Annotated in this window: 22 protein-coding genes and 1 pseudogene; 10 read left to right on the top strand and 13 right to left on the bottom strand. The window is 61.8% G+C overall.

Annotated features, from left to right (window positions below):
* Window positions 1-18 precede the first annotated feature (18 nt).
* Window positions 19-372: a RidA family protein gene (locus tag RG836_RS06130; protein WP_310844070.1), complete on the bottom strand. Its 354-nt coding sequence runs from the start codon at window positions 370-372 to the stop codon at window positions 19-21.
* The gene (gene dadA, locus RG836_RS06135; protein ID WP_310844071.1) at window positions 344-1,648 is read right to left on the bottom strand and encodes a D-amino acid dehydrogenase; all 1,305 of its coding nucleotides are present in this window, start codon (window positions 1,646-1,648) and stop codon (window positions 344-346) included. The genes RG836_RS06130 and dadA overlap by 29 nt, the downstream gene beginning before the upstream one ends.
* 154 nt (window positions 1,649-1,802) lie before the next feature.
* Here dadA and RG836_RS06140 point away from each other — a divergent pair, with 154 nt between their 5' ends.
* Window positions 1,803-2,291, top strand: a complete 489-nt coding sequence (locus tag RG836_RS06140; RefSeq protein ID WP_003177284.1) for an Lrp/AsnC ligand binding domain-containing protein — start codon at window positions 1,803-1,805, stop codon at window positions 2,289-2,291.
* 110 nt (window positions 2,292-2,401) lie between these two features.
* Here the strand turns inward: RG836_RS06140 and RG836_RS06145 are convergent, their stop codons facing one another.
* Window positions 2,402-2,755, bottom strand: coding sequence for a YkgJ family cysteine cluster protein (locus RG836_RS06145; protein ID WP_310844074.1), 354 nt, complete (start codon window positions 2,753-2,755; stop codon window positions 2,402-2,404).
* A 146-nt stretch (window positions 2,756-2,901) separates the two neighbouring features.
* Between RG836_RS06145 and RG836_RS06150 the strand changes: the two genes are divergently transcribed.
* Window positions 2,902-4,194: an NAD(P)/FAD-dependent oxidoreductase gene (locus RG836_RS06150; RefSeq protein ID WP_310844076.1), complete on the top strand. Its 1,293-nt coding sequence runs from the start codon at window positions 2,902-2,904 to the stop codon at window positions 4,192-4,194.
* Between the two features lie 80 nt (window positions 4,195-4,274).
* Here the strand turns inward: RG836_RS06150 and RG836_RS06155 are convergent, their stop codons facing one another.
* Window positions 4,275-4,517, bottom strand: coding sequence for a DUF1127 domain-containing protein (locus RG836_RS06155; RefSeq protein WP_310844077.1), 243 nt, complete (start codon window positions 4,515-4,517; stop codon window positions 4,275-4,277).
* 179 nt (window positions 4,518-4,696) lie between these two features.
* Between RG836_RS06155 and RG836_RS06160 the strand changes: the two genes are divergently transcribed.
* Window positions 4,697-6,127, top strand: a complete 1,431-nt coding sequence (locus RG836_RS06160) for an aminotransferase-like domain-containing protein (RefSeq protein WP_310844078.1) — start codon at window positions 4,697-4,699, stop codon at window positions 6,125-6,127.
* Between the two features lie 4 nt (window positions 6,128-6,131).
* Here the strand turns inward: RG836_RS06160 and RG836_RS06165 are convergent, their stop codons facing one another.
* The 4 genes from RG836_RS06165 to RG836_RS06180 all read right to left on the bottom strand — a co-directional run bounded on the left by RG836_RS06165 (window position 6,132) and on the right by RG836_RS06180 (window position 10,560).
* Window positions 6,132-6,626 carry a DUF1120 domain-containing protein gene (locus tag RG836_RS06165; protein ID WP_310844080.1) on the bottom strand — a complete coding sequence of 165 codons (495 nt, stop codon included), beginning with the start codon at window positions 6,624-6,626 and terminating at the stop codon, window positions 6,132-6,134.
* 20 nt (window positions 6,627-6,646) lie between these two features.
* Window positions 6,647-9,070, bottom strand: a complete 2,424-nt coding sequence (locus RG836_RS06170; RefSeq protein WP_310844082.1) for a fimbria/pilus outer membrane usher protein — start codon at window positions 9,068-9,070, stop codon at window positions 6,647-6,649.
* Entirely contained in the window at window positions 9,070-9,774 is a 705-nt protein-coding gene (locus tag RG836_RS06175; protein WP_310844084.1) for a fimbria/pilus chaperone family protein, read from the bottom strand. Before RG836_RS06175 ends, RG836_RS06170 begins: the two co-directional genes overlap by 1 nt.
* Window positions 9,775-9,909: 135 nt before the next feature.
* A complete protein-coding gene (locus tag RG836_RS06180) occupies window positions 9,910-10,560 on the bottom strand; it encodes a DUF1120 domain-containing protein (RefSeq protein ID WP_310844086.1) in 651 nt (216 codons plus the stop codon).
* Window positions 10,561-10,840: 280 nt separating this feature from the next.
* Between RG836_RS06180 and RG836_RS06185 the strand changes: the two genes are divergently transcribed.
* The gene (locus RG836_RS06185; protein ID WP_310844088.1) at window positions 10,841-12,415 is read left to right on the top strand and encodes a phospholipase D family protein; all 1,575 of its coding nucleotides are present in this window, start codon (window positions 10,841-10,843) and stop codon (window positions 12,413-12,415) included.
* Here the strand turns inward: RG836_RS06185 and RG836_RS06190 are convergent.
* Both RG836_RS06190 and RG836_RS06195 read right to left on the bottom strand, forming a co-directional pair.
* Complete coding sequence (locus RG836_RS06190) at window positions 12,412-13,557, bottom strand: MFS transporter (protein WP_310844090.1); 1,146 nt, start codon at window positions 13,555-13,557, stop codon at window positions 12,412-12,414. The two genes, RG836_RS06185 and RG836_RS06190, sit on opposite strands and share 4 nt — an antisense overlap.
* A 157-nt stretch (window positions 13,558-13,714) precedes the next feature.
* Window positions 13,715-15,208 carry an aldehyde dehydrogenase gene (locus RG836_RS06195; protein WP_310844091.1) on the bottom strand — a complete coding sequence of 498 codons (1,494 nt, stop codon included), beginning with the start codon at window positions 15,206-15,208 and terminating at the stop codon, window positions 13,715-13,717.
* Window positions 15,209-15,444: 236 nt separating this feature from the next.
* On the opposite strand from RG836_RS06195, the gene RG836_RS06200 reads away from it, so the two are divergent.
* Entirely contained in the window at window positions 15,445-15,807 is a 363-nt protein-coding gene (locus RG836_RS06200) for a cupin domain-containing protein (RefSeq protein ID WP_310844094.1), read from the top strand.
* 170 nt (window positions 15,808-15,977) lie between these two features.
* Here RG836_RS06200 and rpmG read toward each other — a convergent pair whose 3' ends face one another.
* A complete protein-coding gene (gene rpmG / locus RG836_RS06205; RefSeq protein WP_095057645.1) occupies window positions 15,978-16,133 on the bottom strand; it encodes a 50S ribosomal protein L33 in 156 nt (51 codons plus the stop codon).
* Between the two features lie 11 nt (window positions 16,134-16,144).
* Window positions 16,145-16,378 (bottom strand): 50S ribosomal protein L28, encoded by a 234-nt coding sequence (rpmB, locus tag RG836_RS06210; RefSeq protein WP_007894701.1) that lies wholly within the window; start codon window positions 16,376-16,378, stop codon window positions 16,145-16,147.
* Between the two features lie 446 nt (window positions 16,379-16,824).
* Between rpmB and RG836_RS06215 the strand changes: the two genes are divergently transcribed.
* On the top strand, window positions 16,825-18,411 hold the full coding sequence (locus RG836_RS06215; protein WP_310844097.1) for an ABC transporter substrate-binding protein: 1,587 nt from the start codon (window positions 16,825-16,827) through the stop codon (window positions 18,409-18,411).
* A gap of 132 nt (window positions 18,412-18,543) precedes the next feature.
* Here RG836_RS06215 and radC read toward each other — a convergent pair whose 3' ends face one another.
* On the bottom strand, window positions 18,544-19,218 hold the full coding sequence (radC, locus tag RG836_RS06220; RefSeq protein WP_310844099.1) for a RadC family protein: 675 nt from the start codon (window positions 19,216-19,218) through the stop codon (window positions 18,544-18,546).
* 126 nt (window positions 19,219-19,344) lie between these two features.
* Here radC and coaBC point away from each other — a divergent pair, with 126 nt between their 5' ends.
* The 4 genes and pseudogenes from coaBC to argB all read left to right on the top strand — a co-directional run bounded on the left by coaBC (window position 19,345) and on the right by argB (window position 23,491).
* Window positions 19,345-20,553, top strand: a complete 1,209-nt coding sequence (gene coaBC, locus RG836_RS06225; protein WP_310844101.1) for a bifunctional phosphopantothenoylcysteine decarboxylase/phosphopantothenate--cysteine ligase CoaBC — start codon at window positions 19,345-19,347, stop codon at window positions 20,551-20,553.
* A 5-nt stretch (window positions 20,554-20,558) separates the two neighbouring features.
* On the top strand, window positions 20,559-21,014 hold the full coding sequence (dut, locus tag RG836_RS06230) for a dUTP diphosphatase (RefSeq protein WP_310844103.1): 456 nt from the start codon (window positions 20,559-20,561) through the stop codon (window positions 21,012-21,014).
* A 132-nt stretch (window positions 21,015-21,146) separates the two neighbouring features.
* Window positions 21,147-22,550: pseudogene (locus RG836_RS06235) on the top strand (phosphomannomutase/phosphoglucomutase); the annotation flags it as partial.
* A 35-nt stretch (window positions 22,551-22,585) separates the two neighbouring features.
* Window positions 22,586-23,491, top strand: a complete 906-nt coding sequence (argB, locus tag RG836_RS06240; protein WP_310844105.1) for an acetylglutamate kinase — start codon at window positions 22,586-22,588, stop codon at window positions 23,489-23,491.
* The last annotated feature ends 8 nt before the right edge of the window (window positions 23,492-23,499 follow it).

Consider the following 23,499-nt stretch of genomic DNA (forward strand, 5'->3'; position numbering starts at 1 on the left):
AGGGATTTTTGCAGAGGTTTACGGCAGCGCCGCGACCACCGACAACTCCACCAGAATGTCTGGCTCGCAGAGTTTCGACTCGACGGTGGCGCGAGCCGGAGCGACGCCCTTGGGCAGCCACTGGTCCCACACCGAATTCATCCCGGCGAAGTGTGCATCGATGTCTTTCAGGTAGATAGTGACCGACAGCAGATGGCGCTTGTCGGTGCCGGCCAGGTCGAGCAGGCGCTCGATATTGGCCAGGGTTTCGCGGGTCTGCTGCTCAATGTCGGCGGTCATGTCGTCACCGACTTGCCCGGCCAGGTAGACCGTACCGTTGTGAGCGACGATCTGACTCATGCGCTCATTGGTGAGCTGGCGCTGGATTGCCATGTTTTGCGGACTCCTGTGCGGTGCTGCCATAACGGGAAATATCCAGGCCTTCGGCGCTGATTTGCGGGGTTTTCTTCGCCATCAGGTCAGCCAGCAAACGACCGGAGCCACAGGCCATGGTCCAGCCAAGCGTGCCGTGACCGGTGTTGAGGAACAGATTCTTGAACGGCGTGGCGCCAACGATCGGTGTGCCGTCCGGGGTGGTTGGGCGCAGGCCGGTCCAGAAACTCGCCTCGGCCAGATTACCGCCCTGAGGATAAAGGTCGTTGACGATCATCTCCAGGGTTTCGCGCCGACGCGGGTTGAGCGACAGGTCAAAACCGGCAATCTCCGCCATGCCGCCAACGCGAATGCGGTTGTCGAAACGGGTGATCGCGACTTTGTAGGTCTCGTCGAGGATGGTCGACGTCGGGGCCATCGCCGGGTTGGTGATCGGCACGGTCATCGAATAACCCTTGAGCGGGTACACCGGCGCCTTGATGCCCAGCGGCTTGAGCAATTGCGGCGAGTAGCTGCCCAGCGCGAGGACATAACGGTCGGCGGTTTCCAGCTTGCCGTCGATCCACACGCCGTTGATGCGCTCACCGGCGAAGTCCAGGCGCTGAATGTCCTGGCCGTAGCGGAATTCCACGCCGAGTTTGGCGGCCATGTCCGCCAGGCGAGTAGTGAACATCTGGCAGTCGCCGGTCTGGTCATTCGGCAGGCGCAGGGCACCGGACAAAATGTCGGTGACGCTGGCCAGGGCCGGTTCGACCCGGGCAATGCCGGCGCGGTCGAGCAGCTCAAAAGGCACGCCGGATTCCTTCAGCACGGCGATGTCTTTGGCGGCGCCATCGAGTTGCGCCTGGGTGCGGAACAACTGCGTGGTACCGAGGCTGCGACCTTCATAAGCAATGCCGGTTTCGGCGCGCAATTCGTCGAGGCAGTCGCGGCTGTACTCGGACAGGCGGACCATGCGCTCCTTGTTCACCGCGTAACGGCTGGCGGTGCAGTTGCGCAGCATTTGCGCCATCCACAGGTATTGGTCGATATCGCCAGTGGCCTTGATGGCCAGCGGTGCGTGGCGTTGCAGCAGCCACTTGATGGCTTTAAGCGGTACGCCCGGCGCAGCCCACGGTGAGGCATAACCCGGCGAGACCTGGCCGGCGTTGGCGAAGCTGGTTTCCATGGCCGCCGCCGGCTGACGGTCTACCACCACCACTTCAAATCCGGCGCGGGCCAGATAATAAGCACTGGTGACACCGATAACGCCACTACCCAAGACCATGACGCGCATTTTGTTATCCCTCATCGCGGTAAACCGCTGACGTAGTGTTCAGACCGAAGATGTGGGCAGTTTAAAAAAGATTAGCCAGTGCTTTTCACTATATAAGCACCTATATTTGGCGACAATTCTCGGCAAAAACCCTTTTCACGGAGGCGCATCCCCTATGCGGACCAACACCCAGACCAAACGCGAGCTGGACAAGATCGACCGCAACATCCTGCGCATCCTGCAAGCGGACGGGCGTATTTCCTTCACCGAGCTGGGGGAAAAGGTCGGGCTCTCGACCACACCCTGTACCGAACGGGTGCGGCGCCTGGAGCGCGAGGGGATCATCATGGGTTACAACGCCCGCCTGAATCCACAGCATCTGAAGGGTAGTCTGCTGGTGTTCGTCGAGATCAGCCTCGACTACAAATCCGGGGATACTTTCGAAGAGTTCCGACGTGCGGTACTCAAACTGCCGCACGTGTTGGAATGCCATTTGGTCTCAGGGGATTTCGACTACCTGGTGAAAGCACGGATTTCCGAGATGGCCTCGTACCGCAAATTGCTCGGCGACATCTTGCTCAAACTGCCGCATGTGCGCGAGTCCAAAAGCTATATCGTGATGGAAGAGGTGAAAGAGAGCTTGAGCCTGCCGATTCCGGATTGAGATGTTCGGCGCCTGTTCGGCCGTCTTCGCGAGCGGGCTCGCTCCCACAGGGCCAGCGTTATCTGTGTAGGAGCGAGCCTGCTCGCGAATGCAGACGACTCGATCCTCACTCAGACCAACACCTGCCGCGTCGACGCCATGTACCCGTGAATCTGCTTCTCAACCTGAGGGTGAATCAGTTCCACCGGCCGCCGACCATTGGGGCACGGCAAGGTCTTGGTGGTGCCGAACAAGCGACAAATCAGTGGCCGCTCGTCATACACGGTGCAGCCATTGGGCCCCAGGTGCACGCAGTTCAGCGCTTCCAGGGCGGCATCCTGCTCGGCGCGGGTCTTGCGCGGCAGGCGCGACATTTCTTCCGGTGAGGTGGTCACCGGACCACAGCAGTCATGGCAGCCGGGCACGCACTCGAACGAGGGAATCTGCTGCCGTAGCGTGCTGATAATCTGGCGGTTGCAGCTCATCGAAACAGTGACCCAACAGTGATAGTGCGTGGGAGTTTGCCGCAAAAGCTCGATCCGCACAGCAACAACCGCCCCGTGTTGCCCGCCCCGGACGCTGCGCTTATGCTCCGTCGAATTTTTCAACCACGCGAATCAGGATGTTCCTTATGACTGCCCCTGCCCGGCACGCCGCTTCCTACTACGCCGCCAGCAGCGTGCCGCAGCCTGACTTCCCCGTGCTGCAGGGCGATCTGTTGGCCGACGTGTGCGTGGTCGGAGGCGGGTTTTCCGGGTTGAACACGGCTCTCGAACTGGCCGAGCGCGGCTTCAGCGTGGTGTTGCTCGAAGCGCGGAAAATCGGCTGGGGCGCCAGCGGTCGCAATGGCGGGCAGTTGATTCGCGGCGTTGGCCACGGGCTCGACCAGTTTGCGCCGGTGATCGGCAGCGATGGCGTGCGGCAGATGAAGCTGATGGGCCTGGAAGCCGTGGACATCGTCCGTCAGCGGATCGAGCGCTATCAGATTCCCTGCGACCTGACCTGGGGTTACTGCGACCTGGCCAATAAACCCCGCGACCTCGAAGGTTTCGCCGCCGACGCCGAAGAACTGCGAAGCCTCGGCTATCGCCATCAGACCCGCCTGCTGCAGGCCGATGAGATGCACAGCGTGGTGGGCTCGCAGCGCTATGTCGGCGGCTTGATCGACATGGGTTCGGGGCATTTGCACCCGTTGAATCTGGCCTTGGGCGAAGCCGCCGTGGTGCAGCAATTGGGCGTGCAGGTGTTCGAGCAGTCCGCCGTGACGCGTATCGATTATGGCCCTGAAGCCAAGGTTCACACTGCCCACGGCACGGTCCGCGCCAAGACGCTGGTGCTGGGGTGCAACGCTTACCTCAACGGCCTCAACCCGGAACTCAGCGGCAAAGTGTTGCCCGCCGGCAGCTACATCATCGCCACCGAACCCTTGAGCGAAGAACAAGCGCATCAGCTATTGCCGCAGAACATGGCGGTGTGTGACCAGCGCGTCGCACTGGATTACTACCGCCTTTCCGCCGACCGTCGCTTGCTGTTCGGCGGCGCGTGCCATTACTCCGGGCGCGACCCGCGGGACATCGCAGCTTACATGCGGCCAAAAATGCTTGAGGTGTTCCCACAACTGGCCGGGGCGAAGATTGATTATCAGTGGGGCGGCATGATCGGCATCGGCGCCAACCGTTTGCCGCAGATTGGCCGGCTCAAGGATCAGCCGAATGTGTATTACGCCCAGGCCTATTCCGGCCATGGCCTGAACGCCACACACTTGGCCGGCAAACTGCTGGCCGAGGCCATCAGCGGTCAGGAGGGCGGCGGTTTCGACCTGTTTGCCCGGGTGCCGCACATCACCTTCCCCGGCGGCAAGCATCTGCGCTCGCCGTTGCTGGCGCTAGGGATGTTGTGGCATCGGTTGAAAGAGTTGGCCTGACTGACGCCGTTCACTCCCACACTGATTTTCCCTGTGGGAGCGAGCTTGCTCGCGAACGGTTCTACCGGCCAACGCAACACTCATACCCGCCAAAACGGCTTCAACCCCTCCTCCCGCGCCTGTTGCAGCGTCAGCCCGACATCCTTGAGCTGTTCCGGCGTCAGCGCCAGCAACGCCCTGCGGGTGTGCAAACGATGACGAAACTGGCCCCAGAGACTCAGGCCGGACGGCGCGACGCAGAGGACTATCGGTCGTTCGCGGTCCTGTCCCGCCGCCAGCTCCTGGTTGTGTAAGGTCAGCCGCACATCGCTCAAGCCGTTCATTTCAGTCACTCCTGTTTACTTGTGTTGCCTTGGAGAGACATGATGCGCGGACGCTAAAAACCATGACAGATTCAACGATACGGTATTAATTCCATACAGATTCGAGCTGCTGGCGCTGAATTGCAGTTTTTCTACCCATCTGTATTGGTTAACCGATCCACCCGCCCCGAGGCTGAATCATGACGCTTTACGTCAACCTCGCCGAATTGCTCGGCACCCGCATCGAACAGGGCTTCTATCGCCCCGGCGACCGACTGCCCTCGGTACGGGCCTTGAGCGTCGAGCACGGGGTCAGCCTGAGCACCGTGCAGCAAGCGTACCGGATGCTGGAGGACGGCGGCCTGGCCACGCCGAAACCGAAATCCGGCTACTTCGTGCCCGTCAGCCGTGAGCTGCCGGAACTGCCCGCGGTCGGCCGCCCGGCGCAACGGCCGGTAGAAATTTCGCAGTGGGATCAGGTGCTGGAGCTCATCCGTACCAAGGTCAATAAAGACGTGGTGCAACTGGGCCGGGGCATGCCGGACATTTCGACGCCGACCATGAAACCGCTGCTGCGCGGCCTCGCGCGGATCAGTCGTCGGCAAGACATGCCCGGCCTGTATTACGACAATATCTATGGCACCTTCGAACTGCGCGAACAGATCGCTCGGCTGATGCTCGATTCTGGCTGCCAGTTGAGCGCCGATGACTTGGTCATCACCACCGGCTGCCACGAAGCGCTGTCCACCAGCATTCGTGCGATCTGCGAACCCGGCGATATCGTCGCGGTGGATTCACCGAGTTTTCACGGGGCCATGCAGACCCTCAAGGGCCTGGGCATGAAAGCCCTGGAAATCCCCACCGACCCGCTGACCGGCATCAGCCTCGAAGCCTTGGAGCTGGCGCTGGAACAATGGCCGATCAAAGTCATTCAGTTGACCCCCAACTGCAATAACCCGCTGGGTTACATCATGCCGGAATCACGCAAACGGGCGCTGATCCTCCTGGCCCAGCGCTTTGACGTCGCGATCATCGAAGACGATGTGTACGGCGAATTGGCCTACACCTATCCGCGACCGCGCACCATCAAGTCCTTCGACGAAGACGGACGCGTCCTGCTGTGCAGCTCCTTCTCCAAAACCCTCGCCCCTGGCTTGCGCATCGGTTGGGTCGCGCCCGGCCGTTATCTCGAACGAGTGCTGCACATGAAATACATCAGCACCGGCTCGACGGCACCACAACCGCAAATTGCTATTGCCGAGTTTCTCAAGGGCGGGCATTTCGAGCCGCATTTGCGGCGGATGCGCACGCAATACCAGCGTAATCGCGACGTGATGATCGATTGGGTCACGCGCTATTTCCCCGCGGGCACCCGCGCCAGTCGCCCGCAAGGCAGTTTCTTGCTGTGGGTCGAACTGCCGGAGACCTTCGACAGTTTGAAGCTCAATCGCGAACTGTATGGTCAGGGCGTGCAGATTGCGGTCGGCAGTATCTTTTCGGCGTCCGGCAAATACCGTAACTGCCTGCGCATGAACTACGCCGCCAAGCCAACCCCGCAGATTGAAGAAGCGGTGCGCAAGGTGGGCGCAGCAGCAATCAAGTTGCTGGCCGATGCGCAGGCCGAAGGCTGAGCTTTCACTCCAACCGAAACCGACCGGACGCCCGCAGCAGGCTGATGTCGCGAACCTTCGCCGCGTGCCCATCCAGCGTCGGTTCGATTTCCAGCTCCAGGTGCAGATACCTTCCGGGCAACACCAGTTGCAGCGGCTGTCCCGGACGCCATGACGGCAAAGTGTCCGCGCCGTCCGGCCCGCTCGACCAGCGGCTGGCCTGGCCATCCACCTGGGCCGACAGCACCTGGACCTGCAAGCTGCCGGCACCAAAACGGTAGCGCTGGCCGTCTACCGACGGGGCGTCGAAGTGCAGCCGCAGCGATTGCGGTTCAGCGCACTGCACCTGCAACTGCACGCGGCGCGGGCCGAAAGTCAGAGGCGCTCGCCACGGGTCGGCGGAATAGGCGCCGAAATCCAGCGCGGGGTGACTTAACTGCATCGAGCACGGCGCTTGCGCGTTAGCGATTTGAACGCCCGACAGCACCAGGCCAATCAATAGGCTAATCAGTCGATTCATAAACGTCCTTTTATGGAGCATCACGACGTGCGGCACACTGCCTCGACGATGTCGTAAGGCATCGCTGCTTCAGTGGGCTCGGGCAATTCGAGGGCGACCAGGCAGGTGCCGTCGTTCGGCAATGCCAGTCGCAGCTCAAATGGCTGTGGCGCATCGGCCAGATACACCAGGCCGGCATCGACCACGCTGGTCAGGTACTCGCCGTGGCGATCAAAAACCGCCACGCCCCGGGGCACGAAGGCGCCGTCCGCGTCGCGCACATGTAGCACCACCCCGCGCGCCGAACTGAGCGTGAAATCCAGGCGCGGCACCGCACCGCGCCCGGCGTCCACTTCCTGGAAACCGTTAAGCACACCGACATGCCGCGGCAGGCTGCGGGTGTCGATTTCCAGGCGGCTGGTCTGGTACGCCGGCAGGCTCGCGGCCACCGCATGGCCACCGGCATCGGTCCATACCGGGCCCTGTGGCGTGCTGAGTTTGATGCCATTGGCGTCGCCGGCCTTGAGCAGCCCGAAGGTGTCGCGCAACGGATACGGCGACGGCGTCAGCCCGCCTTCGTGCAGCGCCAATCCGCCGCGCAGGCCCAGGTCGGAGTTGCTGGCGCCGAAGCCGCTGCGGGCGTAACCCAGATCGACGCTGGTGTAGCGCGGCAAGGCGTTGACGCGGCCGTTGAAACTGCTTGCGCCTAAGTCGGAACGTTCGCCGGCGACGCTGTAGCCCAAGGTGTCGCTGAGCTGTTCGGTGTAGCGCGCGCCACTGCGCATTCCGCTGGTGCCATCGCGGCGGCTGTACAGACTGAGGCTGCGGCTTGGCCCCAGTGGCAGGCTCAGGGTCGCATACAGCGCAGTGTTAGCCGAGCGTTCGACGTTGTTGCCCGGCTCATGCTGCACGCTTAACGACACATTCGCGCCTTCGAACATCCGTGACCAGGACGCGCTCAACCGGGTTTGCTGCGACCCTGCATTCGCGGCATAACGAGCCAGCGCGCCGCTGAACGCGCCCCAGTGCCGGTCGGCATAGCTGAATGAAACGCCCCACTGATGCTGCGCGCGACTGAAGGTTGGCGCCGTCGAGGGCTGCACGCCGCTGTCGGCCATTGTCCGAAAGCCCCCGCTGCGTTGCACCGCGCTGAGGCTCACCGACCCGCTCGGGCTGAACGCGCTGCTCAGCGATGCTTGCACTTCCTGCCCTTGGCCGCCGAGCGGATCGCGCGATCGCAATTGCTGCACGCTCAGCCGCGAACTGCGCGCCACAGCCTGCTGCACGCCCCAGCCCACCGCGCGGTAATCATCCGCCGCCATCAGACCGGCGTTGAATTGGGTGCCCACTCGCCATTGCCAATCCTTGCTCGCCGCCAGAAACGAGGGTGCCGGTCGCACGTCCTGGCTGAACCGCCGCACTTTGCCCGCCGCCAGTGCGTAACCCGGTGGCGCGCCAACCCCGGCAGGGCGCAAGTCGGCGGCCAGCACGCGAAAGTGCCGCTGCGCGCCGCCCTCTTCGACCACGCTGACGTCAAGGTCGAGGTGCTGGCTGATCAGCGGCAAATCGGTCAGCGTGAAAGGCCCCGCCGGCACGACCGTGGTGTAGATCATCACCCCGCTTTGGCGCACCTCGAGCCGCGACGACGTATAGGCCACCCCCTCAACCCGGCTGCCACCGCCCACGCCTGGTGGATAATCGCACTGCAGCGCTTGTTCCGGGCGGATCTGAAAGCCGCTGAAGGGCTCGCCGGCAAATAGCGGTGACTGCAGGTTCAATTGACCGAGTTGCACGTTCGCCTGGTAACGCTCCCAAGTGCGCGAGGCCTGGGTGTACAGCGTTTCGGAGCGCTCGACGCCCTGGAACGAGGTGTAGTTCTGGCGGCTGCGCACCACCCAATCCCCGGCGTTGAACCCTAGCTCCGTGCCGAGGTTGCGGTACTGGCTCGACCGGCCTTGATAGGTGCTGGAAACCAGCAACGCGTCGTAATTGAACACCCCGGCCGCACCGCCCGAGGCCCAGTGGCGGTGCTGCGCGCCCCGCGTCATCAAGTGTTCGGTCGGCACCAGCAGCGCCACTTGTTGCAGACCCGGGTTGAGCCTGACCTGCGCGCCGGGCAAACCGTCGAGCGCCCCAATGCAGCTCTCCAACTCGGCATTTTCGGGCAGCATCAGCGTCGACCGAATACCACCAAGCTTCAGCAGGTTTTCATCGAGGCACAATTGCCCGTCGCCATCGAACGCCGCCATGACCTGGCCAACCGGCGTGCCGTTGACCTGCAGCAGCACTCGTTGGCGCCCCCGGGTAAAACGCGGCGTGGCGCGAAAGTATTCGGCCACCTGCGGATCGATGCCACGCGCCGCCAGCACCGACGGATCAAACTCGGTGGCCGGCTCGGCCGACGAGGTTTGCCCCACGACCAGGCTCAGGATCAACCCCATCAGCCAGGCGTTGCGCCGGCTCACTAGCGCCGGCTCAACGGTGCGTCGTAGCTGTCCACGGCGAACCCGTAGGTGGTCGCGGGAAACAGCCGCACGTGGCTGCCGAGGGTCGACGCCGCCACGAGTTTCAGGGTTTCACCGGGCAAAATGTAAGTGCGATTGAGCTCCAGGGTCTGGCCGCCGGGCAGCAGCGTCACGGATTTGGCCAAGCGCACGACGTAAGGGCTGGGATTGCTCACCTGCAACTGATTGACACCGGCCGTCCAGGTCAGGCGTTTCCATGGCGCGCGGTCTATCGGTAAGTTCGCCGGCCGCAGAATCACCGGAATGTTCTGTCGCACACTCAGGCTGATCCGTGCGCCACCCGCATCCTGTCGGGGCATGATGCCTTCGAGGATGACTCGCTTGAGGCGCTCGGTGGTCAGCGGCTTGTCGCTGGCGAGGATGAACCGCACTTGCTGACTCTGCCCTGGCTCAACCCGCGCCACCGGCGGCGTCAATACCAGCAACCGCTCGGTGTCCTCGGCGATGTTCTCGACACTGCTGTAGAGCAAGGCCGGTCGGTCGTCGGAGTTCCGGACGTTGAGGGTGGCTTCGCCCCATTGCTGATCGACCACGACCACGGGTGTTTCCGGGATCATCCCGGCTGCGATAGCCGAGTCGTTATGGAATGCCAGGCACAGCGACGCGACGGCGCCGAGCGTCCGCAAGGGAATTGAGGGGTGCATGAGTTTCTCCAGATAGCACCGACAGGCGTGGGATCACCACATCCGTCGGTGCTCGATGACATCCCGCGCCGGCCCTCTCAGGGCGAACCTATCGAGGCGGCGGCGCGGCGTGTTTGACCCGGCCGATCCGTCGGCTCAGAGGTAAAACAGGTCAAATGTCACCGAACCGTCGAGCGGGAAATCGCTGGTGGTCGGTGGCAGCTCGGAAGTGGCGCGAATCACCGCGGCGACTTTCATCGGGAAGGTGTGCAGGCGAGCAGCGGCCGGACCGGTAACCGCACTCGGGCCCCACGAATAAGAGATCGGCGCATTGGCCACCAGGCCGGTGACCGGCACCCGCCATGCCGGATCAGCGGGGGAACGAGCCAGCAAGGTTTGCGCATTGCCATCGGTGTTCGGTTGGCCGGTCAACAAACCAAAACCACCGATGCCGATGCCTTGCGTGCTGCCGAGGCCATAGTAGAGGTCGTCGTTGAGGCGGCCATTGAACGCCAGGCCCGGCACTTTGGTGGCGCCACGGTTATCGGTGACCGCGATTTCCACCGCCGCCGGAGCATCGCAGGCGACCTTGAGGGTGATATCCCGTGGCGGCAGATCGTTCTGCGCAATGGGGTCAAGGGCAGCCGAATAGATGCGCCCGAGATCAACGTTAGTGCCGCTGGCGAACGCCGGGATGCAAGCCGTGGGGATGACGGTGCCAGTGACGGTCAGGTCAACGCTGGCTGCCTGCGCCGTGAAAGGCGCGACTGCGGTGGCCAGGGCCAGCGCGGAAAAAATCTTGTTCATGTACACATCCTGTGAAAAGTGGGCTGCATCAATGCAGGCGCCTTCGTGACCGGAAATTCCGGACACGCAAAGCGCCGGATGCGCAGCGATCATTCCCCGTTTAAGGCGTGTTTTCTGTAGGACATCTCGCCCAAACGATCAGGCTTTTCCGACTGACCGTGTAGCTTCTACGCATTTTCGGCGTGTGACTGACAACTTGGCGGCACTTGATCTGTCAGATACGGCGTCACCCGACGCCGTGCCATACTTCGGCCTTCGCCCCGCCCACAGAGAATCCGCCTTGAGATCAAGTACGGTCCTGCCCCTTGCCCTGTTTCTGGCCCTGTCGCTGAGTGGCTGCGCGACCTTCGATGCTCCCCGCGAACCGAGCCAGGCACTGCCGGCCGCGCAGTCCGCGTTCGGCCGTTCGATCCAGGCCCAGGCGGCGCCCTACAAGGGCCAGTCGGGTTTTCGGCTGCTGTCCAACAGCAGCGAAGCGTTCATGGCGCGGGCCGAACTGATCCGCAATGCACAAACCAGCCTCGACCTGCAGTACTACATCGTCCACGACGGCGTCAGTACCCGCATGCTGGTGGATGAGTTGCTCAAGGCCGCCGATCGCGGCGTACGCGTGCGCATCCTGCTGGACGACACCACCAGCGACGGCCTCGACCAGGCCATTGCCACCCTTGCCGCGCATCCGCAGATTCACATTCGCCTGTTCAACCCACTGCACTTGGGCCGCAGCACCGGCGTGACGAGGGCCGCAGGGCGGCTGTTCAACCTGTCGCTGCAACACCGGCGCATGCACAACAAGTTATGGCTGGCGGACAACAGCGCGGCGATCGTCGGCGGCCGAAATCTGGGCGACGAGTATTTCGACGCCGAGCCGAACATGAACTTCACTGACATCGACATGCTCGGCATTGGCCCGGTGGCCGAGCAGTTGGGGCACAGTTTCGATCAGTACTGGAACAGCGCGTTGAGCAAGCCAATCGACGAGTTCCTCTCCAGCCCGCCGACCGCCAAGGACTTGGCCAACACCCGCACGCGCCTGGAGGAGTCGCTGGAAGAAACCCGCAAACAGAATCACGCGCTCTACCAACAGCTGATGACCTACACCACTCACCCGCGCATGGACCTGTGGCGCTCGGAGTTGATCTGGGCCTGGAACCAGGCCTTATGGGATGCGCCGAGCAAGGTGCTGGCCAAGGACGAGCCGGACCCGCAATTGCTGCTGACCACGCAATTGGCGCCGGAGCTGACCGGGGTCAGCAAGGAACTGGTGCTGATTTCCGCGTACTTCGTGCCCGGGCAACCGGGCTTGGTATACCTGACCGGTCGCGCCGACGCAGGCGTTTCGGTGAGCTTGCTGACTAACTCCCTGGAGGCCACCGACGTGCCCGCCGTGCACGGAGGTTATGCGCCCTATCGCAAGGCCCTGCTGGAACACGGTGTGAAGCTCTACGAATTGCGCCGCCAACCCGGGGACGAAGGCAGCGGCGGCAGCGGCCCGCATCTGTTTTATGGCAAGTCTTATCGTGGTTCGGACTCGAGCCTGCACAGCAAGGCGATCATCTTCGACGGGCAGAAATCCTTCATCGGCTCGTTCAATTTCGACCCCCGTTCGGTGCTGTGGAACACCGAAGTCGGCGTGCTGGTGGACAGCCCCGAACTCGCCGCGCATGTGCGCGAACTGGCCCTGCAAGGCATGGCGCCGCCCTTGGCCTACGAGGCGAAATTACAGGACGGACACGTGGTGTGGGTCACCGAAGACAACGGCCAGATGCACACCTTGACCCAGGAGCCGGGCAGTTGGTGGCGGCGTTTCAACGCGTGGTTCAGCACCAGCGTCGGCCTGGAGCGGATGCTCTAAGCCGGCTCCGGCGCGGCGCCGAAGGCCCCTTGGCGCATCAACAAAATCACCAGCCCCAACGCCCCCGCCGCCATGAACAGCGGCAAGGCGTGGCCACTGACCCACTGGCTGCCGGCGCCAGCCACCAGTGGGCCGACCAGGCAGCCGATGCCCCACAGTTGCGCGATGTGCGCATTGGCACGCACCAGCGCATCGTCGCGATAACGCTCGCCGATCAGGATCAGCGACAGGGTGAACAAGCCCCCTGCGCTGGCGCCGAACAGCACCCACAACGGCCAGATCAGCAAGCTGTCGATCAACAGCGGAATCGCCAGGCTCGACAACAGCAGGATGACCGCGCAACCGGCGAATAAGGTACGCCGGGGAATGCGATCCGCCAGTGCGCCAATTGGCAATTGCAGCAAGGCATCGCCGACCACCACCGTACTGACCATGGCCAGGGCGATTTCCGCCGTGAACCCCTGACGCAGGCAGTAGACCGGCAGCAGGGTCAGAATCATCGCCTCGAACGCGGCAAACAGTGACACTGCCCAACCGATTGCCGGCAGGCCGCGACAGAACGCCCAGAGGTCACGAAAGGTCACGCTGCACGCCTCACTGCTCGGCGCACCGCTGCGTCCGAGCAGCAGCAATGGCGAGGCGATCAGCAGGCCAACGCCGACCCAGAAACCATAATCGTGGTCGGTACCCATAAAGCCCAGGAGCACCGGGCCGGCCAACTGGCTCAGGGCGTAACTGCTGCCGTACAGCGCCACCAGGCGCCCGCGCCACTGTTCGACCACCAACTGGTTGATCCAGCTTTCACCGAGGATGAAGACGATGGTCAGGATCACCCCGATCATCAGCCTCAACAGCAGCCAGACCGGGTAACTCGGCCACAGCGCCAGCAGCCCGATCGACAGCGCCCCGGCCCACAGACACAGGCGCATCAGGTTGGCGGTACCGAAGTAAGCGGCCAGGCGACTGGAAATCTTCGCCCCAAGCAACACGCCGATCGCCGGCATCGCTGCCATTACACCGATGGCGAACGAGCCGTAGCCCCAGCTCTCCAGACGAAACGACACCAACGGCATGCTGACCCCGAGGGCCAGGCCGACACTGAGGACGGACGCCAACACGGCGAAATAAGTCGCCCAACGCATTTCCACGCTCCTGTGGATCATTATTTTTCACGGCAAAAACACTGTGGGAGCGAGCCTGCTCGCGAAGGCGGTTGCACATTCAACATTGTCGTCGACTGTCAGACCGCTTTTCGCGAGCAGGCTCGCTCCCACATTTTTCCTGCAGGGTGCTCTGGACTTACAACTTGATCCAGGTCGCCTTCAGCTCGGTGTACTTATCGAAAGCGTGCAGCGATTTATCGCGACCATTGCCCGACTGCTTGAAGCCACCAAACGGCGCGGTCATGTCGCCGCCATCGTACTGGTTGACCCAAACACTGCCGGCGCGCAACGCCTTGGCGGTCAGGTGTGCCTTGGAGATGTCCTTGGTCCATACCGCTGCGGCCAGCCCATAAGGCGTGTCGTTGGCGATCTGGATGGCTTCTTCTGCGCTGTCGAAAGCAATCACCGACAGCACCGGGCCGAAAATCTCTTCCTGAGCGATTTTCATGGCATTGCTCACGCCGTCAAAAATCGTCGGTTCGACATAGGTGCCGCCGGTTTCTTGCAGGATGCGCTTACCGCCCGCTACCAGCTTGGCGCCGTCAGTGTGGCCGGACTCGATGTAGGACAGCACGGTGTTCATCTGCTGAGTGTCGACCAGCGCACCGACGTTGGTCGCCGGGTCCAGTGGATTGCCCGGCTTCCAGGCCTTGAGCGCCTCGATCACCAGCGGCAGGAAAGTGTCCTTGATCGAACGCTCCACCAGCAGGCGCGAACCGGCGGTGCAGACTTCGCCCTGGTTGAATGCGATGGCACTGGCCGCCGATTCGGCAGCGGCTTGCAGGTCCGGCGCGTCGGCGAACACGATGTTCGGGCTCTTGCCGCCGGCTTCGAGCCAGACGCGCTTCATGTTCGATTCGCCGGAGTAGATCAGCAGCTGTTTGGCGATTTTGGTCGAACCGGTGAACACCAGGGTGTCGACATCGTTATGCAACGCCAACGCCTTGCCGACGGTGTGACCGTAACCTGGCAGCACGTTGAGCACGCCTTTCGGGATACCGGCTTCAACGGCCAACGCGGCGATGCGGATGGCGGTCAACGGAGACTTTTCCGACGGCTTGAGGATCACCGAGTTACCGGTGGACAGTGCCGGCCCGAGTTTCCAGCAGGCCATCATCAGCGGAAAGTTCCACGGTACGATCGCGCCGACCACGCCAACCGGCTCGCGAGTGACCAGGCCGAGTTGGTCGTGCGGGGTGGCCGCGACTTCGTCGTAGATCTTGTCGATGGCTTCACCGCTCCAGCTCAACGCTTGCGCGGCGCCGGGGATGTCGATGTACAGCGAGTCACTGATCGGCTTGCCCATGTCCAGGGTTTCAAGCAGGGCGAGTTCTTCGGCGTGCTGTTTCAGCAGGCTGGCGAAACGAATCATGGTGGCTTTGCGTTTGGTCGGCGCCAGGCGCGACCAGACGCCGGAATTGAAGGTGGCGCGGGCGTTTTCCACCGCACGCTGAGCGTCGTCGAGATCGCAACTGGCGATCTTGCCCAACAGACGGCCATCGACCGGGCTGATGCATTCAAAGGTCTGGCCGGAAACGGCGTCGGTGTATTCGCCATTGATGTAGGCGCGGCCTTCGATCTGCAGATCGCTGGCGCGTTGTTCCCAGTCGGCACGGGTCAGGGTGGTCATGCGAGTGTCCTCCTCTCATTGAATACGGAGCGCCACGGGTGTTCAGTGGCCTCTTCAGGAATTCTGCCTGGCCAGCCTGCTTTCGGCCCAAGGCACCCGCCACCCTAAACCAGCGACCAGTGTTGTTTCAATATATTTGACATAAGCGCGCTAAACGGCCTTGCGATGTTCATTTTAATAAACATAGACTTCGGACTGTCCAGCCACTTCGCACCGTTACTACGGGGAATTCCAGCATGAACATTCAGGATGTCGTCGATTTCAGCCAGGCCACGCCGCAACCTGAGCGCTACCGCCCCGATCCGACCAAAGTGCTCAAGGGCGATCCCGAGCAATCGGTGTACAACCATTACAACAGTCCGTGCGGGCAAATGAGTGCCGGCGTCTGGGAAGGCGAGGTCGGGCAATGGATGGTCAATTACACCGAGCACGAATATTGCGAAATCCTTCAGGGTGTTTCAGTCCTGCGCGACCATGACGGCAACAGCAAAACCCTGCGCGTGGGCGATCGCTTCGTCATCCCCGCCGGCTTCCGCGGGACTTGGGAAGTGCTGGAAACCTGCCGCAAGATTTATGTGGTGTTTGAGCAGAAGGCTTGAGCGTGCTTGTTGCACCAGTCCGACGCTTTTGCGCGCAATTATTTGAACGCGGACACCGTAGGAGCGAACCCGCTCGCGAAGGGGTACAGCCAGGCGCCTCATAATCTGCAGGCGACAAAAAAGGCCCGTATCTCGCGATACGGGCCTTTTTTGTAAGAGGAGAAAATCAATTACTTGATTTTGCCTTCTTTGTAGATCACGTGCTTGCGAACAACCGGATCAAATTTCTTGATCTCGAGTTTGTCCGGGGTAGTACGCTTGTTCTTGTCGGTAGTGTAGAAGTGACCAGTACCGGCGCTCGAAATCAAACGAATCAATTCACGCATGATTAGCTCCCTTAGATCTTGCCAGCTTTGCGGATTTCGGCCAGCACGACAGTGATGCCACGCTTGTCGATGATACGCATGCCTTTGGCAGATACGCGCAGACGCACGAAACGTTTCTCTTCTTCGACCCAGAAGCGGTGATGCTGCAGGTTCGGCAGGAAACGACGACGGGTTTTGTTATTTGCGTGGGAAATGTTATTCCCAGTCACCGGACCCTTACCGGTAACTTGACAGACTCTCGACATGCCTCAGCCCTCTAAAACCACATGCCCAACCCGGCATGGGTTGGCCGCTTAATCTCTCAGTCATTTGGCGCCAGGCGCCGCGTTTCTTTAGGGGTCTTACCGGCTACACCTACAAACGAAGGAACCGGGCCCCTAGAAAAGAGCGCTGCTTTATACCAGAAAGACCACAGAGCAACAACAACCGCTGTGACATCACTGCGTAAAAAGCCTGTTTTTCTGCGCGTAAGGGCCTAGGACAAAGGCCGGGAGCGCTGGTGACCGCTCGTCGCAGAAGCGCGAGCGCGTCCACAAAAATCGAGGTTTCACACCAGGCAGTGCCGGCAAGCCTGCCACTTTACTCCGCATAAAATGAAAAAGGGGATAGTCATTTGTAAAAGAGCCCACTAGGGTAAGCCTTTTCCAGACTGCACTCGCAGATGGGCCTTCGATCTGTAAAGGAACCGACCATGCGCCTTGCTGCCCTACCGCTGTTGCTTGCCCCTCTGCTGCTGAGCCCACTGGCCCAAGCCGCTGCCCTCAGTGTCTGCACCGAGGCCAGCCCCGAGGGTTTTGACGTTGTGCAGTACAACTCACTGACCACCACCAACGCCTCGGCCGATGTGCTGATGAATCGCCTGGTGGAGTTCGACACCGCTAGCGGCAAAGTGGTCCCGAGCCTGGCGGACAGCTGGGAGGTGTCCACCGACGGCCTGACTTACGTGTTCAAGCTGCACCCGCAGGTGAAATTCCACAAAACCGACTACTTCAGCCCGACCCGCGAGTTGAGCGCCGAAGACATCAAGTTCAGCTTCGACCGCATGCTCGACCCGGCGAACCCCTGGCACAAAGTGGCCCAGAGCGGATTCCCCCATGCGCAGTCGATGCAGTTGCCGGCGCTGATCAAGAAGATCGATGCCCTCGATCCACTGACCGTACGCTTCACCCTCGATCACCCGGACTCGACCTTCCTCGCCACCCTGAGCATGGGCTTCGCCTCGATCTACTCGGCAGAGTACGCCGATAAACTGCTCAAGGCCGGCGCGCCGGAGAAGCTCAATAGTCAGCCGATCGGCAGCGGCCCGTTCGTGTTCACCCGTTTCCAGAAAGACGCCTCGATCCGCTATGCCGCCAACAAGGAATATTTCGGCGGCAAGCCGTCGGTGGATCCGCTGATCTTCGCCATCACCCCGGACGCCAACGTGCGGCTGCAGAAGTTGCGACGCAACGAATGCCAGATCGCCCTGTCACCAAAACCACTGGATGTGCAAGCCGCCGAAAAAGAACCGACGCTCAAAGTCGAAAAAACTGACGCGTTCATGACCGCTTTCCTGGCGATCAACAGCCAGCATCCGCCGTTCGACAAAGTTGAAGTGCGCCAGGCGGTCAACCTGGCCTTCGACAAGACCAATTACCTTAAAGCCGTGTTCGAGAACACCGCCGAGGCCGCCAACGGCCCCTACCCGCCGAACACCTGGAGTTACGCCAAGAGCTTGCCCGGCTACCCGCACGACCTGGAAAAGGCCCGCGCGTTGATGGCCAAGGCCGGCCTCAAGGACGGCTTCAAAACCACCATCTGGACCCGCCCTTCCGGCAGCCTGCTGAACCCTAATCCGAGCCTCGGCGCACAACTGTTGCAGTCAGACCTCGCGGAAATCGGCATCCAGGCGGAAATCCGCGTGATCGAATGGGGCGAACTGATCCGCCGCGCCAAGGCCGGCGAGCACGATCTGCTGTTCATGGGCTGGGCCGGCGACAACGGCGACCCGGATAACTTCCTCACTCCGCAGTTCTCCTGCGCGGCGGTGAAATCCGGGACCAACTTCTCCCGCTACTGCGACGCCGGCCTGGACAAGCTGATCAGCGCTGGCAAAACCACCAGCGAACAAGGCGTGCGCACCAAGCTGTACGAGCAGGCGCAGACACAGATCCAGCAACAGGCGTTGTGGTTGCCATTGGCGCACCCGACCGCATACGCGCTGACACGCAAGGATGTCGAGGGTTACTCGGTCAGCCCGTTTGGGCGGCAGGATTACTCCAAGGTCAACCTCAAGTAATCAGCACACCGCAAAACCCGTGGGAGGGAGCCTGCTCGCGAAATCATTCTTTCAGTAGACATTGGTACTGACTGACACGACGCCTTCGAGCAGGCTCGCTCCCACATGGCCTCACCCGACTTCGCGGCCCCGCTACATCCACCCGTACTCCGCCATGGACAGCGGATCACCGTCGCCGACGATGAAGTGGTCCAGTACCCGCACATCGATCAATTCCAGCGCCTCCTGCAAGCGCTTGGTCAACACCCGGTCGGCCTGGCTGGGGTCGGTGCTGCCCGACGGGTGGTTGTGGCAGAGGATCAGCGCCGCGGCGTTGTGCGCCAGGGCGCGCTTGACCACTTGGCGCGGGTAAACGCTGGTGGTGTCGATCGACCCGCGAAACAGCGCCTCATACGCCAGCACCCGATGTTTGGAATCAAGAAACAGGCAACCGAATACTTCGTGCGGCTCGTGGCGCAGCATGGCCTTGAGGTAATCGCGCACGGCCAAGGGGCTGTCCAGCACCGAGTTCTGTCGTAACCGTTCGGCCAGGTGGCGGCGGGCCATTTCCAGCACCGCTTGCAACTGGGCGAATTTTGCCGGGCCGAGGCCGAGTTGGCTGGCAAAGGTTGGTTGATCGGCTTCCAGCAAGGCGCGCAGGCTGCCGAATTGATGCAACAGATGCCGCGCCAGGTCTACGGCGCTTTTACCGGAGACGCCGGTCCGTAGAAAAATCGCCAGCAACTCGGCATCCGACAAGCTTGCCGAGCCCTGCTCCAGAAGTTTCTCCCGCGGCCGCTCTGCCGCTGGCCAATCGCGAATGCTCATAACACCTCCATGTCTGTGGGCGCCGCTGTTCCGTAGCGGTCGCTGTGATATCGTAGCCCATCTTTTTTGTGGGCGAATTCGCCCCACATCGCTTTGTTGTCATCATTGAATTTGAAAGGCAGGCCTATGCAGCGGCTGTATCGGAAACGCATCGTTCTGGGCGTCGGCGGCGGCATTGCTGCCTACAAGAGTGCCGACCTGGTCCGCCGACTGATGGACCAGGGTGCTGAAGTGCGCGTGGTCATGACCCGTGGCGGCAGTGAGTTCATCACGCCGCTGACCATGCAGGCCCTGTCTGGCCACCCGGTTCACCTCGACTTGCTTGACCCGGCTGCCGAGGCAGCAATGGGCCATATCGAGCTGGCCAAGTGGGCCGATCTGGTGCTGATCGCGCCGGCCACCGCCGACCTGATCGCACGCCTGGCGCAAGGCATCGCCAACGACCTGCTGACTACCCTGGTGCTGGCCACCGATGCTGTAGTGGCGCTGGCGCCAGCGATGAATCAGGCGATGTGGCGCGACCCGGCGACCCAGGCCAACCTGCAATTGCTGGAAAGTCGCGACCTCAAGGTCTTTGGCCCGGCTTCTGGCAGCCAGGCCTGCGGTGATGTCGGCCTGGGCCGCATGCTTGAAGCCACCGACCTGGCGCAGTTGGCTGCCGATTGCTTCAAGCGTCAGGCACTGACCGGCAAGCACGTGCTGATCACCGCCGGCCCGACCCAGGAAAACATCGACCCGGTGCGCTACATCACCAACCACAGCTCCGGCAAAATGGGCTTCGCCCTCGCCGAAGCAGCGGTGGAAGCCGGCGCCCGCGTGACCCTGATCACCGGCCCGGTGCATTTGCCGACCCCGGATCGCGTCACGCGCATCGACGTGGTCAGCGCCCGCGACATGCTGGCGGCATGTGAAGCAGCGATCCCCTGCGACCTGTTCATCGCCTCCGCGGCGGTGGCCGACTACCGCCCGGAAGTCGTGGCCCCACAGAAACTCAAGAAAGATCCTACGAAAGGCGACGGCTTGTTGCTGCAAATGGTCCGCAACCCGGACATTCTCGCCACCATCGCCACCCGTCCGGATCGCCCCTTCAGTGTCGGCTTTGCCGCCGAGACCGAACACCTGCTCGACTACGCAGCACGCAAGCTGCAAGACAAAAACCTCGATTTGATCGTCGCCAATGACGTCGCCAACCCGAGCATTGGCTTCAACAGCGAAGAAAACGCCTGCAGCGTGATCGATCGCCAACTGCACGCCACCCTCTTCGCCCAGACCAGCAAGAGCAAGATTGCTCGCCAACTGATCACTTTTATCGCCGACCGGCTGAACCAGGTTTAATTCGTATGCACGCTTTGCAAGCCAAAATCCTCGACCCCCGCATTGGCACCGAATTCCCGCTGCCGCAGTACGCCACGCCGGGCTCCGCCGGCCTCGACCTGCGCGCCATGCTGGAACAGGACACCGTGATCAAGCCGGGCGAAACCCTGCTGATCCCCACCGGCCTGTCGGTGTACATCGGCGATCCCGGCCTGGCGGCGCTGATCCTGCCGCGCTCCGGCCTCGGCCATAAACACGGCATCGTGCTCGGCAACCTGGTGGGTCTGATCGACTCCGATTACCAGGGTCCGTTGATGGTGTCGTGCTGGAACCGCAGCGACAAAGATTTCACCCTTGAGGTCGGCGAACGCCTGGCCCAACTGGTGCTGGTGCCGGTGGTTCAGGCGCATTTCGAGATGGTGGAGGCGTTCGTCGAAACCGAGCGCGGCGCGGGCGGTTTCGGGCATTCGGGCAGTCGCTGAGACGGCAAACGTCGGTGGCATGGCCTTTAACCACCACGAACTCTCTGTGGAAAACACCGTCTTACCTTTCAGTTTGAACCAGCCGGCGGTTGATTCGCCGGCCTGTCCAGCCACTTTCAAGATGGAGCATTTCCACAGATGAGCACCCCCGTCCGCGTCGCCCCCAAGTTCCCCGACAGCATCTTCCGCGCCTACGATATCCGTGGCACCGTCCCGGAATTCTTGAACGCTGAAACCGCTTACTGGATCGGCCGCGCCATCGGCTCCGAAAGTCTCGCCCAGGGTGAACCTAACGTTAACGTCGGCCGCGACGGCCGCCTGTCCGGCCCGGAACTGGTCGAACAATTGATCAAGGGCATCGCCGACAGCGGTTGTCACGTCAGCGACGTCGGCCTGGTGCCGACTCCTGCACTGTATTACGCCGCCAATGTGCTGGCGGGCAAGTCCGGGGTAATGCTCACCGGCAGCCACAACCCGTCGAACTACAACGGTTTCAAGATCGTCATTGCCGGCGACACCTTGGCCAACGAACAGATCCAGGCCCTGCACGATCGCCTAAAGACCAACAACCTGAGCAGCGGCCAGGGCAGCATCACCCAGGTCGAGATCCTCGACCGCTACAACACCGAAATTGTCCAGGACATCAAACTCGCCCGCCGCCTGAAAGTGGTGGTCGACTGCGGTAACGGCGCGGCCGGGGTGATTGCCCCGCAACTGATCGAAGCGCTGAACTGCGAAGTGATCCCGCTGTTTTGCGAAGTCGACGGCAACTTCCCGAACCACCACCCGGACCCCGGCAAACCGGAAAACCTCGTCGACCTGATCGCCAAGGTCAAGGAAACCAACGCCGACATCGGCCTGGCTTTCGACGGCGACGGCGACCGCGTCGGCGTGGTGACCAACACCGGCAGCATCGTTTTCCCGGATCGCCTGCTGATGCTGTTCGCCCGCGACGTGGTGGCGCGCAATCCGGATGCGGAAATCATCTTCGACGTCAAATGCACCCGCCGGCTGACGCCGCTGATCAAGGAATATGGTGGTCGGCCGCTAATGTGGAAGACCGGTCACTCGTTGATCAAAAAGAAAATGAAACAAACCGGTGCACTGCTCGCCGGTGAAATGAGCGGGCACATCTTCTTCAAGGAACGTTGGTTCGGTTTCGACGACGGCATTTACAGCGCCGCGCGGCTGCTGGAAATCCTCAGCAAGGAAAAACTCAGCGCGGAGGCGTTGTTTGCGACCTTCCCGAATGATATTTCCACGCCGGAAATCAATATCCATGTGACCGAAGAGAGCAAATTCAGCATCATTGATGCACTGCACGACGCCCAATGGGGCGACGGTGCTGACCTGACCACTATCGACGGTGTGCGGGTCGACTACGCCAAAGGCTGGGGCCTGGTGCGCGCGTCCAACACCACGCCGGTGCTGGTGCTGCGCTTCGAGGCTGACGACGAGGCGGAACTGCAGCGCATCAAGGACGTGTTCCACAGCCAATTGAAACGTGTTGCACCTGATCTCCAACTACCGTTCTGATTTTTGAAGCGCCTTTTGAAGTGCCGGAGCCCCGAATGACCCTCGAACGCGAAGCCGCCGCCAACACCGCCAAGGTCCTGTCCGAAGCGTTGCCGTACATCCGACGCTACGTCGGCAAGACCCTGGTGATCAAATACGGCGGCAACGCGATGGAAAGCGAGGAGCTGAAAACCGGCTTCGCCCGCGACATCGTGCTGATGAAGGCCGTGGGCATCAACCCGGTGGTCGTGCATGGCGGCGGCCCGCAAATCGGCGACTTGCTCAAGCGCCTGTCGATCGAAAGCCACTTCATCGACGGCATGCGCGTCACCGACGCGCAGACCATGGACGTGGTGGAAATGGTGCTCGGCGGCCAGGTCAACAAAGACATCGTCAACCTGATCAACCGTCATGGCGGCAGCGCCATCGGCCTGACCGGTAAGGATGCCGAATTGATCCGGGCGAAGAAACTCACCGTGACCCGCCAGACCCCGGAGATGACCCAGCCGGAAATCATCGACATCGGCCAAGTGGGGGAAGTGGTCGGGATCAACACCGATCTGCTGAACCTGCTGGTCAAGGGCGATTTCATCCCGGTAATCGCGCCGATTGGCGTAGGCGCCAACGGTGAGTCGTACAACATCAACGCCGACCTGGTCGCGGGCAAAGTCGCCGAGGCCCTGAAAGCCGAGAAACTGATGCTGCTGACCAACATTGCCGGCCTGATGGACAAGCAAGGCAAGGTGTTGACCGGTTTGAGCACCGCCCAGGTCGACGAATTGATCGCCGACGGCACTATCTACGGCGGCATGCTGCCGAAGATCCGCTGCGCACTGGAAGCGGTCCAGGGTGGCGTCGGCAGTTCGCTGATCATCGACGGTCGCGTGCCGAATGCGATCCTGCTGGAAATCTTCACCGATACCGGCGTGGGTACTTTGATCAGCAACCGCAAACGTCACTGAGCGACTGC

The organism is Pseudomonas rhizozeae (assembly GCF_031583775.1).
GTDB lineage: Bacteria > Pseudomonadota > Gammaproteobacteria > Pseudomonadales > Pseudomonadaceae > Aquipseudomonas.

What these genes read in the sequence shown, in the direction of transcription:
- dadA (WP_310844071.1), bottom strand. Translation starts at nt 1,648, where the DNA reads ATGCGCGTCATGGTCTTGGGTAGTGGCGTTATCGGTGTCACCAGTGCT.
- RG836_RS06145 (WP_310844074.1), bottom strand. Translation starts at nt 2,755, where the DNA reads ATGAGCTGCAACCGCCAGATTATCAGCACGCTACGGCAGCAGATTCCC.
- RG836_RS06195 (WP_310844091.1), bottom strand. Translation starts at nt 15,208, where the DNA reads ATGACCACCCTGACCCGTGCCGACTGGGAACAACGCGCCAGCGATCTG.
- RG836_RS06215 (WP_310844097.1), top strand. Translation starts at nt 16,825, where the DNA reads ATGCGCCTTGCTGCCCTACCGCTGTTGCTTGCCCCTCTGCTGCTGAGC.
- RG836_RS06190 (WP_310844090.1), bottom strand. Translation starts at nt 13,557, where the DNA reads ATGCGTTGGGCGACTTATTTCGCCGTGTTGGCGTCCGTCCTCAGTGTC.
- RG836_RS06155 (WP_310844077.1), bottom strand. Translation starts at nt 4,517, where the DNA reads ATGAACGGCTTGAGCGATGTGCGGCTGACCTTACACAACCAGGAGCTG.
- RG836_RS06200 (WP_310844094.1), top strand. Translation starts at nt 15,445, where the DNA reads ATGAACATTCAGGATGTCGTCGATTTCAGCCAGGCCACGCCGCAACCT.
- rpmG (WP_095057645.1), bottom strand. Translation starts at nt 16,133, where the DNA reads ATGCGTGAATTGATTCGTTTGATTTCGAGCGCCGGTACTGGTCACTTC.
- dut (WP_310844103.1), top strand. Translation starts at nt 20,559, where the DNA reads ATGCACGCTTTGCAAGCCAAAATCCTCGACCCCCGCATTGGCACCGAA.
- RG836_RS06130 (WP_310844070.1), bottom strand. Translation starts at nt 372, where the DNA reads ATGGCAATCCAGCGCCAGCTCACCAATGAGCGCATGAGTCAGATCGTC.
- RG836_RS06140 (WP_003177284.1), top strand. Translation starts at nt 1,803, where the DNA reads ATGCGGACCAACACCCAGACCAAACGCGAGCTGGACAAGATCGACCGC.
- RG836_RS06150 (WP_310844076.1), top strand. Translation starts at nt 2,902, where the DNA reads ATGACTGCCCCTGCCCGGCACGCCGCTTCCTACTACGCCGCCAGCAGC.
- argB (WP_310844105.1), top strand. Translation starts at nt 22,586, where the DNA reads ATGACCCTCGAACGCGAAGCCGCCGCCAACACCGCCAAGGTCCTGTCC.
- coaBC (WP_310844101.1), top strand. Translation starts at nt 19,345, where the DNA reads ATGCAGCGGCTGTATCGGAAACGCATCGTTCTGGGCGTCGGCGGCGGC.
- RG836_RS06175 (WP_310844084.1), bottom strand. Translation starts at nt 9,774, where the DNA reads ATGCACCCCTCAATTCCCTTGCGGACGCTCGGCGCCGTCGCGTCGCTG.
- RG836_RS06160 (WP_310844078.1), top strand. Translation starts at nt 4,697, where the DNA reads ATGACGCTTTACGTCAACCTCGCCGAATTGCTCGGCACCCGCATCGAA.
- rpmB (WP_007894701.1), bottom strand. Translation starts at nt 16,378, where the DNA reads ATGTCGAGAGTCTGTCAAGTTACCGGTAAGGGTCCGGTGACTGGGAAT.
- RG836_RS06165 (WP_310844080.1), bottom strand. Translation starts at nt 6,626, where the DNA reads ATGAATCGACTGATTAGCCTATTGATTGGCCTGGTGCTGTCGGGCGTT.
- RG836_RS06180 (WP_310844086.1), bottom strand. Translation starts at nt 10,560, where the DNA reads ATGAACAAGATTTTTTCCGCGCTGGCCCTGGCCACCGCAGTCGCGCCT.
- radC (WP_310844099.1), bottom strand. Translation starts at nt 19,218, where the DNA reads ATGAGCATTCGCGATTGGCCAGCGGCAGAGCGGCCGCGGGAGAAACTT.